General features: G+C 53.9%; 7 protein-coding genes. 3 read left to right on the top strand and 4 right to left on the bottom strand.

Annotation, left to right across the window (positions count from 1 at the left end; all coding sequences use genetic code 11):
• Positions 1-369: 369 nt before the first annotated feature.
• From JYB85_RS00425 to JYB85_RS00415, 3 genes are all read left to right on the top strand, one after another.
• Complete coding sequence (locus JYB85_RS00425) at positions 370-3,396, top strand: transglycosylase domain-containing protein (protein ID WP_207381935.1); 3,027 nt, start codon at positions 370-372, stop codon at positions 3,394-3,396.
• A gap of 1,939 nt (positions 3,397-5,335) precedes the next feature.
• Entirely contained in the window at positions 5,336-5,701 is a 366-nt protein-coding gene (locus JYB85_RS00420; RefSeq protein WP_207380598.1) for a hypothetical protein, read from the top strand.
• A 17-nt stretch (positions 5,702-5,718) separates the two neighbouring features.
• Complete coding sequence (locus JYB85_RS00415) at positions 5,719-7,029, top strand: type II toxin-antitoxin system HipA family toxin (protein WP_207380597.1); 1,311 nt, start codon at positions 5,719-5,721, stop codon at positions 7,027-7,029.
• 119 nt (positions 7,030-7,148) lie between these two features.
• Here the strand turns inward: JYB85_RS00415 and JYB85_RS00410 are convergent, their stop codons facing one another.
• The 4 genes from JYB85_RS00410 to JYB85_RS00395 all read right to left on the bottom strand — a co-directional run bounded on the left by JYB85_RS00410 (position 7,149) and on the right by JYB85_RS00395 (position 13,578).
• Complete coding sequence (locus JYB85_RS00410) at positions 7,149-8,333, bottom strand: alginate export family protein (protein ID WP_207380596.1); 1,185 nt, start codon at positions 8,331-8,333, stop codon at positions 7,149-7,151.
• Between the two features lie 340 nt (positions 8,334-8,673).
• Positions 8,674-10,869: an OsmC domain/YcaO domain-containing protein gene (locus JYB85_RS00405; protein ID WP_207380595.1), complete on the bottom strand. Its 2,196-nt coding sequence runs from the start codon at positions 10,867-10,869 to the stop codon at positions 8,674-8,676.
• Positions 10,870-11,051: 182 nt separating this feature from the next.
• Positions 11,052-11,462, bottom strand: coding sequence for a hypothetical protein (locus tag JYB85_RS00400; protein WP_207380594.1), 411 nt, complete (start codon positions 11,460-11,462; stop codon positions 11,052-11,054).
• 46 nt (positions 11,463-11,508) lie between these two features.
• A complete protein-coding gene (locus tag JYB85_RS00395) occupies positions 11,509-13,578 on the bottom strand; it encodes a hypothetical protein (RefSeq protein WP_207380593.1) in 2,070 nt (689 codons plus the stop codon).
• Between the last annotated feature and the right edge of the window lie 97 nt (positions 13,579-13,675).

The raw sequence follows: 13,675 nt of genomic DNA, 5'->3' as shown, positions 1-13,675 counted from the left end.
GTGCCTTATTGGCACCCTTTTGTTTTTTAAATGTTTACCAACCAATGTGCAGCAAGTCGACATTCCGGTTGGCACTCTATCGACTGCCGATAAGTATGCCACGCTGCGATTTTTTCCAGCCATTCAATTCCCAAGCTCATCCCCTTGCTCACACTTTGATCAGCAATGAGTATTTTTATCGGCCCCTCTATTTGGCGTCGGATTAACCCATTAAAATAGCGCTTGATCTCACGGCATCCTCCGTACGAGGCAATAAGTACAAGGAAAGCCGCAACGAGCACCTGGCAAGCCGGCGCCGCTGTCGAGATCGATACCCGGGTCTATACTGAGTTGTTTTTGGGAGCTGTTTTGCATAATCCTTTGCCAGAGATGAGGTACGACAATCACAGACCCCGTCCGCCATTATCGGAGCTCAAGGCCAGATCCCGGGGCCGCGTCTGGTGGCTGTTCTTAACATTCCTGTTGTGTCTGGCAGTGCTCATTGGCCAGGAAATCAAGACCTCCTATTACCAGGCCAAGTTCATCAGCCGCTATGCCAATGAGCTGACCTATGAGCTGAGGCCCGAGCCCACTGAGGCGGTCAGCTATCCCGGTTACGGTCCCTTTGATGAGCGCCACGGCTACAGCAAGTTGCCCTCCTATATCGACAGGCTGCTGCAGCGTCACTTCCAGGTAACCCGCCAGGTGGCCTTTTCGCCGGCCCTGCAACAGTATGCCCAGTGGGGATTCTTCCCGCCTTACCGGGAGAAGGCGCAATCGGGCCTGACCCTGCTGGACTGCCGCAATACGGATTTGTATGAGTTCCGCTACCCCAAACGCGTCTATGGCAATGGCGACAAGATCCCCGACGAGATAGTCAACACCCTGTTGTTTATCGAAAACCGGGATATGTGGACCGAAGAAGAGAAGCTAAACCCTGTCATGGACTGGCCACGCTTTGTGGTGGCCGGCCTGAGTCAGATAGCGGAAATGCTGGGGCTGGATGTGCCCACCTCCGGAGGCAGCACCCTGGCAACCCAGATCGAGAAATTTCGTCACTCCCCCCAGGGGCTGACCTCAAGCATCAAGGACAAACTGCTGCAGATAGGCTCCGCCAGTGTGCGGGTCTACCAACAGGGGGAAAACACCGGCCCCGCCCGCAAGCGCATAGTGCAGGACTATTTGAATACCGTGCCCTTGGCCTCTGCCCCCAACCATGGTGAGGTGCACGGCATAGGCGATGGCCTGTGGGCCTGGTTTGGCACCGACTTCGATGCCGCCAACCGCTTGTTGGCCTCGCCCCATAGCCAGGCCAATGGCACTGAACGCGGTCAGGTATTCCGTCAGGTGCTGGCCCTGATGATAGCCCAGCGCCGCCCGTCCTATTATTTGCTGCAAGGCCATGATGATCTTGAAAGTCTGGTCGACAGCCACCTGAGACTGCTCGCCCGCAACGGCCTGATAGACCCGGACCTCAGAGATGCCGCCATGGGGCAAAGGCTGCACTTTGCCCGGAGCAAACCGCAGCGCACGAGCGATGCCGACAAGGGCATCAATACCGTCAGGATCCGCACCGCCGGGCTGCTCGATGCCGAATTGTACGAGTTGGATCGCCTCGACCTCAGGGTCAACAGCAGCCTGCACAGCGAGCTGCAACAAAGCGTCAGTCGCTATCTGCGCAGCCTGAGCCAGGTCGCCAGTGCCGAGCGCATGGGCCTGCTGGGTGAACGTTTGTTGCAACCCAGCCAGCTTGCAAACGTGCTCTACAGTTTCACCCTCTACGAGCGCACCCCGGGCGCAAATCAGGTACGAGTGCAAACCGACAGCACAGTGCAACCTTTCGATATCAACGAGGGCAGTAAGCTGGAACTGGGCTCCACCGCCAAACTGCGGGTGTTGGCCACCTATCTGGACATCATCGCCGAGATCCACGCCAAGTATGCCGACTGGCACATCATTGAGTTGGAAGGGGTCACCATAGAGCCCAAAGATCAACTGACCCGCTGGGCCATAGATTATTTGATTGCGCACCCCGAGCGGAATCTCGAACGCATGCTGGACGCCGCCCTGCAGCGGCAATACTCCGCCTCACCCCGGGAGCAATTCTTTACCGGTGGCGGGCTGCACCTCTTCAGTAACTTTAAGAAGGCCGAGGACCTGCAAACCCCGAGCCTGTACCAAGCGCTGCAGGATTCCATTAACCTGCCCTTTGTGCGCCTGATGCGGGACATAGTCAATTACAGCAGCAGTATGAGAAACGAGGGCAACATGGCCCAACTGCTGCGTAACGATAAAGATCCCAAGCGGGACGAATACCTGCGGGTCTTTGCCGACCGCGAAGGCAATACCTTTGTGACCAAGTTCTATCGCAAATACAAAAAGCTGGCGCCGGATGAGCGCCTTGACACCTTCTTTGATGGCGTGCCCCAGGCGGAGCAACAGCTCACCGCCGCCTACCGTTACCTGCAGCCCTATGAGTCCCCGAAGGCCTTCGGGGCATTTATGCAGCAGCGCTTACCGCAAACCAGTTACAGCGAGCGCCGCCTGACGGAGCTTTTTAACAAATACGGTCCGGATAAATATAACCTGCCCGATCAAGGCTATATAGCGCGGGTGCACCCGCTGGAACTCTGGGTGCTCGATTATCTGCTGCAACATCCCGATGCCGATTTGGAACAGGTCAAGGAAGCCAGCAAGGCCCAGCGTCAGGAAGTGTACCGCTGGCTGTTTAAAACCCGTCACAAGAACGCCCGCGATGTGCGGGTGCGGGTGATGCTGGAGGTCGAGGCCTTCCTCGACATTCACCAACGTTGGGTGAAATGGGGCTATCCCTTCGCCTCCATGGTGCCCTCCCTGGGTTCGGCCCTTGGCAGCTCAGGCGACAGGCCCGCGGCCCTGGCCGAGCTGATGGGGATCATCCAGAACGACGGTTTCAGGCTGCCCACTGTGCGAATCAATCAGCTGCATTTCGCCATCGATACCCCCTACGAGGTCCAGTTGCAGAACCAGCCGCCTCAAGGGGAACAGGTAATGCGCCCGGAAGTGGCACGTGCACTCAAGGCCGCCCTGGCCAATGTGGTGGAAAATGGCACAGCGCGGCGCCTGAAGGGAATTTTTGTTGATGACAAAGGCACCAAGCTGGCCATAGGCGGCAAGACAGGCACAGGTGACAACCGCATAGTGACCCAGATGCAGCACGGCCGCAAAGTCGCCACCCTGGCGATGAACCGCACCGCCACCTTTGTGTTCTACCTCGGCGACAACTATTTCGGCACCTTAACCGCCTTCGTCCCCGGCAGTCAATCCGATGATTTCAGCTTCACCTCGGCCCTGCCGCTGCAAGTGATGAAGGGCATGATGCCCATCCTCGCCCCCTACGTGACTTCCCCCACAGGTATGTGTACGGCTGACAACTAATGTGGCCTTTGTCGCCAAGCTGCGCTTGGCGAATCCAGATTTTTAGCCCCTACGGGGCTTGCCGCTTTCCAGTGGATAAAGTCGTGGCTTACTGCCTCGAGTAGCCAACAAACTTAGCTGTATCTTCCAGCCATGCTGCAACCCATCTCCGCGTGGCGGCCAGAGGCCTTCGGGGAACGCTAACAAGATGAAACTGTTCATCTTGTTGTCTGACGACACGCTTATACCCCTGCGGTGGGCTTACGCACAGGCACCCCAGTGACACGCTGCCTCTTGATTTCAAATCAGTATCCCTGGGCGCTCGTCGAAAACATTCCTGTTTTCGACGGTCACTGGTTCGCCTGTGCCTAATTTGAAGGTGCACCACTTAAGCCGTGCGGGATCTTCCTGCCACGCTGAAGCCAAAGGAATACACCTTCCCCATCGAAGCCGCTTGGGCTGTTGGGCGGTAAGAAACGGCAGCAACCGAGGCAGGACGCCGAGGTAGTGACCGTCGAGCAGGAGCGAGTCGGTCGCGGTGGCCGTTTCCAGCCCAAAAGGCCAAAGCGCTCGGCTTCGTCGGGGGGCGGCAAGGGAGATCCAAGAGGGGATTGCTGTAGATCACCTCTTGGTCGGGTGTGGGTTGAAGACCCACGACTTTCTGCCGCTGGCACAGCGGCTCATTAGTAATCACACAGTCTCATATCGAAACAGACTCAGCAAAGCGCAGATACACCTCGGGTGTGGGCTCGGCGCCCCCGGGCGAAGCTCCACGACTTTGGCCGCTGGCACAGCGACATGCCTTAACCATTGCGTTGCAATAGTCCGCATCACTTCAGGCCAAAACAGGCTCAGCAAAGCGTAGATACATCTCGGGTGTGGGCTCGGCGCCCCTGGTCGAAGACCCACGACTTTGGCCGCTGGCACAGCGGCTATCATGGCTTTTAGCCTCGAGTCGCCAACGAACCTAGTTGTATCTTCCGCCCTTACTTTCTACTAATCACCTGCGGTGGGCTTACGCACAGGCACCCCAGTGACACGCTACAAGTACATCCCTGTAAGCTCTGCCTCGCCATCCATGGCGAGGAAGGTCACTGGTTCGCCTGTGCCTAATTTAAAGGTGTACCAGTTAGGCCGTGCGGGATCTTCCGACAACTCAGAAGCCAGAGGAATACACCATTTCCGCTCGAAGCGGCCGCAGGGCGTTGATGTCAATCGCGTGGCGAGGCATGGAGCCGAAGCAGCGCCAGTCGAATCAGGGATGAGCGTCTGGCGCGGTAGCGAATTGGCATCATAAGACCAAGGGGCTGTCCGCTTCGTCGCGGGCGGCAAGGGAGATCCAAGAGGGGATTGCTGTAGATCCCCTCTTGGTCAGGTGTGGAGCGAAGCTCCACGACTTTGGCCGCTGGTACAGCGGCATTCCTTAGCAATCTCGTTATTGTGACAACGAAAATAGCTCGCAATAGCACACTATTTCTTCGTCTTTGGCGAAGGTACATCATCAAAGCAGATGAATTCACACAAATATACTTTGATTGCGTAACTATTTGCCGCAGGAAACATAAAAAGCATGCTATAGCATAATAATATGCGGTCTTAACCCTTTGGTAGCACTGCCAGCCAACCTTGGAACTCAATACTTGGTGATCAAACCTTGGACGCCAGACCACCAAATTGGCCTGTATCTCCCTTGGGAATCTGCGCACAACAGGCTAAATAGTTCACTAAAGCGTAATGTTAATGGCTTTTAGCATTAAAAACACCACTAGCGCAGACAAAATATGGACTATACACTACTATCGCGTAGTAATTATCTGCATATGCGACTAAAAATATGCTTTAGTGCATTAAATATCGTGCGCGCAACCGAATTCGGAGCGCTATATTCAAAGCACTAGATTCAAAAACAAAGAGCCCCAGAGCGAATATGCGCTGAGCCAACTGGGTGGAGGAAAGACGAATGTCTGATGTAAAAGACGGTGAAGGCGATGCCCAGCTTAACCAGATGCTCAACATGCGCCGGCAACTGGCCGAGCAAATGGCCGCGGTCGATAGCGAGTTGCAAACCCTGCTGCTTTCAAAAAAGCGTGACAGCTTTCAGCCATTGACGCAATTCACCATCAGGGAGATGGTGGCCGAACACATGGGTCAGCTGAAAGTGAAAGAACTGACCTTGTTTGCTGACATAGCCCCTGCCACCTACTACAAAATAATGAACAAGTGCGAAGCGGTAAAAATTGGCACCCTCAAAGCGCTGCTCAATACCATAGGGCTTGACTTATTCATTGGCAAGAAAGCAGACAAGAGCACAATTTCAACCAATTAACCCGATGAGGCCAGGCGATGAAACCCAATCGAATTGGCTATATCTATAGCAACAGAAGGTTTGCCGGCGAGTTAGTGGAATATAACAACCCGGCGGGCTATGAATACAGGTTCACCTATGGGGTCGCCTATATTGCCGCGGGTCTGCCGCAAATTGGCTATAACCTGCCCATCAGCCACGAAGCCTACCGTCGCAACCATCTGCCACCCTTTTTTGCCAACCTGATGAGCGAGGGTTGGGTGAAGCGCCATCAGGCAAAAATCGCCAGATTGGATCAGGATGACAAGTTTGGCCTGTTGCTGGGCCATGGCGCCGAACTTATCGGCCCGGTCAGCGTACTCACCGAGTATCTGGGGGATGAGCTAGCGCCGGCAATCGAGTTGCCCGGCGTGCCCAAGAAAAGCCTCAAGGGTTACCGGATTGATTTTCCCCGCAGCGAGTTCAACGACGTGGCCATCGAATCCCTGGGCGGTGTCTCCATCTCGGGTGTGCAGCCGAAAATGTTTTTAACCCATGCCACAGGCAAATCAAAAACCCTGACCAACGCCGTGGGTACAGGCCCCTACATAGTCAAACCCTCCCCCAACGACTTCCCGGAGTTGGCCGAGAACGAATTTATGATCATGCAGCTGTGTAAGGCCGTGGGTTTCAATGTGGCCGAGCATCACCTGGTCCCCTTCAGTTGTGGACAACTGGCCTATGTGACCTCACGATTTGATCTGGACCGGGAAACCGGCAGGCGCACAGAATTCATTGAAGATCTGGCGTCGGCACTCGACGTCGCCCCCGGTAATAAGAGCAGTGATGCCCTGTCCTATGAAAAGGCGATCACCACGGCCTACCATCTGGGTGGCGGCCATGTGCAATTGCTGCGGGATGGCTTTCTGCAGGTGCTGATGGCCTATCTGGTGGGTAACAACGACCTGCATTTGAAAAATATTTCGCTCAGTCGGGCCAGGGACAGCAACCGAGCCTCGGGATACACGCCGATTTATGACATGGTCTCCGTCGCCCCTTACCGACATTACGACAATGCCGGTGAGCTGAGCATTTGGCTGCTGGAATCCGAGGTGGAACGAGGCTTCAGCACTTCGTCCTATGAGCACTACGGTTATTACACCGGCCATGATTTCCTGACCTTTGCCAATGCCATAGGCCTGGGGGAAAAGGCTGGAAAGCTCTTGATGGAGGAACTCAGCAAGAAGGTGGCAAAAAACTACGCCAAGATCATCGCCGCCTCTCCCGGCAGTGACGGCCTGAAGCAGATTATCAGCAAGCGCATCAGCGACAGATTGGACACACTGACCCGCCCGGCGCTGGACAATTAGATACCAGCGCCTTGCCGCCATGATGCTCCGGTTGCTGAATTGCTACTGCACAAAGCAAAAAGCCGCTTAACGCGGCTTTTTATTGAAGGCTGACTCAGCCCCGGGGCTGACAACAACTATCAGTATTTGGCTTCAAAGGTCAGCCATACCTTATCGGCATCGCTGCTGAAGGCATAGCCGGCATCGGCACCGGAGAAGCTGGCGTACTTGGCTTCAACGCTGTAATGCTTGGCGAAGGGATAAGCCAGGCTCACACCCCATTCCTTACCCATGTCGATATTGTCCACATCGGACTCGAACTTGTGATACACGGCCAACCACTTGAGATCGCCGAAGTTGCCGCTCAGGGAGCCGTACAGATCATTCATCCCCTTGTTCCAGTTACCGGCGCCGCCGAACAGGAATTTATCGGTCCAGCCCTGGAAGGCATGCAGGGTGGCGAGTGGGGTGATAAAACCGGCGTTGCCCTTGTCCGAACCCAGCACCTCATAACCCAGCTTGGCGTTGATGCCGCTGAAGCCCAGTGAGGCTTCTGCCAGTTGGTAATCGGCATCATAGGAAACCGGATTGTCAGCGCCATCGCTTTGCTTGGCGTATTCGAGGGTGTAGGCCAGCTTCAATGAGCCGACATCACCCTTACCGCTCAGGCGCACGCCGTAGGTGTCGGTGGAGAAGGCAGGCTTGTCCTGGTTATCGATAAGATAGGCATAACCTGAGATATTGGCCCAGGCGTTTGCCTTGTAGTTCAGGTTCAGCAGGTGGGTGTCGTTGTTGTGATCGGCATTGCCAGAGGCTTCGCTGAAGATACGATTGACGTTGTTAACGTAGGCATAGAAGGCGGTCAGGTTTTCCACGCCCTTGGTTTCCACCGAGAAGGCATCATAGGTTTGCTCGTTCTGGCGGAAACCCACGCCGCCCACAAAACGCTGGTTGTCCAGCAGGATCCGCTGGCGACCATACTTGAGCACTGTATCCGCGGGGGCTTTGTAACCCACAAAGGCCTGGTTGATTTCAGTGTACTCGTAGTCGGTAATCCAGGGCTTCTCATCTGTGGCACGTACATCGTCTACTTCGGCCAGCACGAAAAAGTTGGCCAGCTCACCGCTCTGATAGGTCAGGCGGCTGCGCAGCGAGGTTAAATCCTGGGTGTCGGAGAGTTGGTCTACCTGTTCAAAGCGGGCGCGAAACTGAACATTGACCTTGGCGTCTTCCACCAGGGCCTTGCTGACAGGATCGGCAATGGCAACATTGGACAGGCCGAGCAGAGCGGCGGATACGGCAAGGGCAGCGGTGCTGAATTTCATCATCAAATCCTCGGGATTGGGCTTATTATCAGAGTTCCTTTAGGGGCGCATGTTATTGGCTTGCTTTTAGCCGGTTTGTGATCCGGCACATGCTTTTGCTCAGTCGGGATTTGGATGGGTAAAAGTGTGAGTTAGCTCAATGACTTATACTTATTTATGAGTATATCTTTCGAGGTATTTGAGTCGAGCCCAGCGATATTTTGGCACGCCACGCGGTAAAACAGCCTGCTGAGCAAGTCCGCTTATGGGCCATGAAAAAGCCAACCCACAGGGTTGGCTTTTATATTTGCTATCACGCTGGAGAGTCAAGCCTTCTCTCTGAAGGCGACTCCACAGCTGATTAGGCTTTAGCGGCCGTAGCCGCTATTCGGGCCCTGGCGGCGTGGAGCTTCTTGTAGCTCTCAATCAACCGCTGGTGCTTCTCGAGGCCATCGAGCTGCAAATTGGTTGGGGTAAGGCCATAGAAACGCACCTCACCCTTCACAGAGCCCACCACGGCATCCAGGGTTTCTTGGCCGAACATGCGGCCGAGGTTCACCAGATAGTCATCCAGCTCCAGCTCGTCGTCGAGGCTGATCTCCAGCACCGCCTGCACGCACTGGTAGAACAGGCCACGGGCGACCGTGTTGTTGTTGTACTGCAGGAAGGTCTCGGTCAGCTCCAGCGCTTCTTCCAGTTCACCCAGCGCCAGACAGATCAGCAGGCGCAGTTCCAGTATGGTCAGCTGACCCCAGACGGTATTCTCGTCAAACTCTATCCCTATCAGAGTAATGATGTCGGTATAGATATCCAGCTGGCTCTCATCGAGGCGTCTGGACAGGCTGCGCAGCTGCTTCCTGCTGAGGCTGTGCAGGTTGAGTATGTCTTCGCGGTAATCCAGGGCCTTGTTGGTGTTGTCCCAGATAAGGTCCGACACTGGGTAGACCTCGGAGAAGTCCGGTACCAGGATGCGGCAGGCATTGCCGAGATCGGTAAACTCGGCGATGTAGACCTCTTTGCCCAAGTCTTCGAGTATGCCGAACAGACGCGCGCTCTCCTCGGCATTGGTGCCGGAGAAGTCCCACTCGACAAATTCATAATCCTGCTTGGCGCTGAAGAAGCGCCAGGAGATCACCCCGGTGGAGTCAATAAAGTGCTCGACGAAGTTCTCCGGCTCCTGCACCGCCATGCTGTTGAAGGTGGGCTTTTGCACATCGTTCAGGCCCTCGAAACTGCGGCCCTGCAGCAGCTCGGTAAGGCTGCGCTCCAGCGCCACTTCCAGGCTGGGGTGGGCACCGAAGGAGGCGAATACGCCACCGGTGCGCGGGTTCATCAGGGTCACACACATCACAGGGAACTGGCCGCCGAGGGAGGCGTCCTTGATCACCAGCGGGAAGCCCTGGACCTCCAGCGCTTCTATGCCCGCCAGTATGGCCGGGTACTTGGCCAGCACGTCCTTGGGCACGTCCGGCAGGGCGATTTCCTCTTCGATAATGCGGCGCTTGATGGCGCGTTCGAAGATTTCCGACAGACACTGCACCTTGGCCTCATCGAGGTTGTTGCCGGCGCTCATGCCGTTGCTTAAGAACAGGTTTTCAATCAGGTTCGACGGGAAATACACTGTCTCGCCGTCGCTCTGGCGCACGTAGGGAATGGCGCAGATGCCGCGGGCCACGTTGCCGGAGTTGGTGTCTATCAGGTTGGAACCGGCGAGGTCGCCGTCCGGGTTGTAGATCTCCAGGCAATAGTCGTCGAGCAGGCCGTCCGGCAGCTCATCGTTGGGGCCGGGCTGGAACCACTTTTCATTGGGGTAATGGACGAATTCGGCGTTGGCGATTTCCGGGCCGAAATACTGATCGTTGTAGAAGAAGTTGCAGCTCAGGCGCTCAATAAACTCCCCCAGGGCCGAGCACAGGGCGCTCTCCTTGGTGGCACCCTTGCCGTTGGTGAAGCACTTGGGCGAAGCGGCATCGCGAATGTGCAGCGACCAGACATTGGGCACCAGATTGCGCCAGGAGGAGATCTCTATCTTCATGCCGAGATCCGCCAGTATGCCGGTCATATTGGCTATGGTCTGCTCCAGCGGCAGGTCCTTACCGAGGATAAAGGTATGGTGGCTCTCGTCCGCGGTCAGCATCAACATGGCCTGGGCGTCCTGGTCGAGGTTTTCCACCACTTCAATCTGGAACTCGGGGCCGGTCTGCACCACCTTCTTCACTGTGCAGCGGTCGATGGAGCGCAGTATGCCCTCGCGGTCCTTTTCGGAAATGGTTTCCGGCAGTTCCACCTGGATCTTGAAGATCTGGTTATAGCGGTTTTCCGGGTCCACTATGTTGTTCTGGGACAGGCGGATGCCCTCGGTGGGAATATCGCGGGAGACGCAATACACCTTGACGAAATAGGCGGCACACAGGGCCGACGAGGCCAGGAAGTAATCGAAGGGACCGGGGGCCGAGCCATCGCCCTTGTAGCGTATGGGTTGGTCGGCAATGACGGTGAAATCATCAAACTTGGCTTCAAGTCTGAGATTGTCGAGAAAATTTACTTTGATTTCCATTGGATAGTTCCGAATTCCTGCGGGGCTGGCCGCCTGCCTCTAGGGCACCGATGACGCTCGCCATGGCGGGGCCGCAAAGGGCAACCCCAAAACCATGGTCAAATCGAGCAAAATTGGCGGAATTATCCGCTTTTTGCCGCCCTATGTCTTGGATTAATTGCCTGGGGAAATCACTGTGGCAATCATGGCAATGGAGGTTTAACCGGTAAGTTAAAGGAACCTTGAGAGAACTTCCAATCCGCACCGTTTTTTTCAAATTCGATACTCTCCTCCAGCTGCCATTCTTTCGACCAAAAAATATGGGCCTTGGTTTTCGCCTTATTGATAAATAGTCTGATATCCAAAGGATAAAAATCACCCCATTTATCGCCGGCGGCCTTGGCCTCGGCTTCAGACATGACTATGACTCTTATGGGCGGCTTTAACGAGGCAAAGTTATTACTATCCCCGGTCAAAAACAGAGTTTGAAAGCGCTCGGCTGCCACAGCAGCTGGGGGCGGTGACAGAGGCAAACGCGTTTCGCCGTTGACCGGCAAGGCCTCTTTTTCGCGCTCCACAATCTGCTCCAGGGCCATTTGCATCAGCTTTGCCACGTCACCACCCTCGGGTTCATATTTGACTCCGGGCAAGGAGTCCTGCTTATCCACCCATGCCATCGCCGTCCGTATCGGGCGCTAGCGGATTAAGCCCCAGTTTTTCTTCCAACAGATCGTTGAGACCATCGGCATCCGAATCCTGCACCAAGTCCTGCCAACGGAATTGCAAATACAGCTTGCCCGGATCAAACGACACCCTTAAAGCTTGGGGAGGCAACCTAACGTTACGTGGCTCCAATGACGCTTTTTTCACTTCGAGATTTAGATACGCGCCGTCACGTATTGGCAAGCTGGAATCACGCACTATCTCGTAGGGCTGGAATTCCTGTAATCCCAGATATAGGGGGGATGACCAGGTTTGCCCCTTATCGGTCGAATATATTAACCAATATCCACCGCCGGGGAATTGCCCAACAGGATCCACATCGTGATTAATGTATATGACATAAATGTCATCATTAGACTCGGCTACGCGCACTACAGACCAAGGCGGTACCGGCAATTCCAAATTACGAAATGCCTCGGCATGAGGCTCAGCCTTGTTGGTATATTCATCCGGCAGGGATTTCTCGACAAAGGCGAGCCTGTGAGGACGATAGAATGGACTTCCCTCGTCTTCAGCCGCCCACCCCAGCTTGGCCATTATTTCGGCCAACCAGAAACTGCTATCTGCTGGACTTGTACCTAATTCGGCTTTTATTTTTGCAAACCAAGCAGTGCGCTCTGCTTCAATTTCGCCTTCAAATCTGGCGTCCGCCAAATAAGGAATCAATACCTCATCCCAAGAGCTGAAAGTTCTCGCAGCGAAGTGGTTAGTCAAAAACAAATCTTTCTCTACACGATTAAGCAAATAGCCGGCAATCGCCGGATATCCTTCACGCTTGGCAAGTTTAGCACCCAGCAGGCTAACGACCGGCCCCCAAAAAGGCATGGTAAATATGGTGCCAGGCTTACCTGGGACGCCGAAAAAATAGTCGTAAACGTCAGGGCTATGTGCAGCAAGATAGTAGCGCAGCAATTCGTCTGTCATCGTCCCTCTTGATGACTTATTTTTCTTTTTAAGGATTGGCAGTCCATGCTCTTGGGTAACCAGATCATAAACAAGACTGCCAAACTGGAACCTTTCGATCATTTCTGTCTGGCTTTGCTTATTCGTATATTCCATTTGATGCTTACTATAAGAAACGGTGACTTTTTCTCTGGAAGGAAATTGGTCCTCTTTTAGTAAGTGATTCATTATAATCACATCATCAAACTGGTAGTAACTGTCATTCCCATGGTGATTGGAACCACAATATTGAATAGGGCACGGCGCCAAAGTCCCCCTGGTAAATGACATCCTTTGCCAAGCATCCAGACTATCCAACACTCGCAGAAACTCGTCCATATAGGCTTGTGCATATAGTTCATTCAGATATATTGCCGTCAAGAAAAGACTTGCGCTTTCACTGGCAAACCATTCCCTCTCCTCAAACAGCTTTTTCTTTAACAACAGCTTAGTTTTATTATTCAAGGTGGCGACATCGGCGATGCGGAACAATACATCTGGTGTAGGACCGTATTTACCCAACAGAGATGCAGCAACACCCGCGCAGCGCATGGCATCTTCGCTAGACATAAATAGCTGATATGCTTCAGCCTTCGAGGCTATAGCATTGATCAAGTCCTGCCTTGGACATTGCTCAAATTTATGCCAATATGTCAATACCTCTGAGACAAACTGGGGAGAATAATTTTTACTTAATATTGATTCACTTACTTCCCTAGAAATTATCTCCAATACTTTCGGATCTCTTTTGTTCCATCTTTCTTTTAAAAACTGATATTGCCTAAGGAGAAGTTCTGTAAGAACTGATACCTCTTCCAGATTCATCCCAGTATTGTTTTGAAGCTCCTGAACAATGTCTTGTTCAATATTGTCATCATTTAATATTGAAACATTGATTGCGGCATACAACCAATCTTCAAACTCTGGATTACGCACATGAGGCTTGGGCTTATACTCTTGCAAAAATTGAGTATATTTTTCGGGCGGCTGCCCTTTGGCAAATCCCTGTGCACAAAAGCAACCCAAAGCAACAACGACTAGCAGGGCTAAAGAAGATAATTTCACAGGCTATTCCTTGGCATAATTTATCCTTGATTTACATGGCAACTTTGAAATGAGAGGCGAGTCATGTGAGCTGCGGCTAACAAATCCTGTCGGTGCC

This window comes from Shewanella sedimentimangrovi (genome assembly GCF_017354965.1).
GTDB classification, from domain to species: domain Bacteria; phylum Pseudomonadota; class Gammaproteobacteria; order Enterobacterales; family Shewanellaceae; genus Shewanella; species Shewanella cyperi.
This window is presented reverse-complemented; position numbering and strand designations above follow the sequence as displayed.

Coding starts and splice junctions, on each gene's coding strand:
- JYB85_RS00425 (WP_207381935.1), top strand. CDS start 370: ATGAGGTACGACAATCACAGACCCCGTCCGCCATTATCGGAGCTCAAG.
- JYB85_RS00405 (WP_207380595.1), bottom strand. CDS start 10,869: ATGGAAATCAAAGTAAATTTTCTCGACAATCTCAGACTTGAAGCCAAG.
- JYB85_RS00420 (WP_207380598.1), top strand. CDS start 5,336: ATGTCTGATGTAAAAGACGGTGAAGGCGATGCCCAGCTTAACCAGATG.
- JYB85_RS00410 (WP_207380596.1), bottom strand. CDS start 8,333: ATGAAATTCAGCACCGCTGCCCTTGCCGTATCCGCCGCTCTGCTCGGC.
- JYB85_RS00415 (WP_207380597.1), top strand. CDS start 5,719: ATGAAACCCAATCGAATTGGCTATATCTATAGCAACAGAAGGTTTGCC.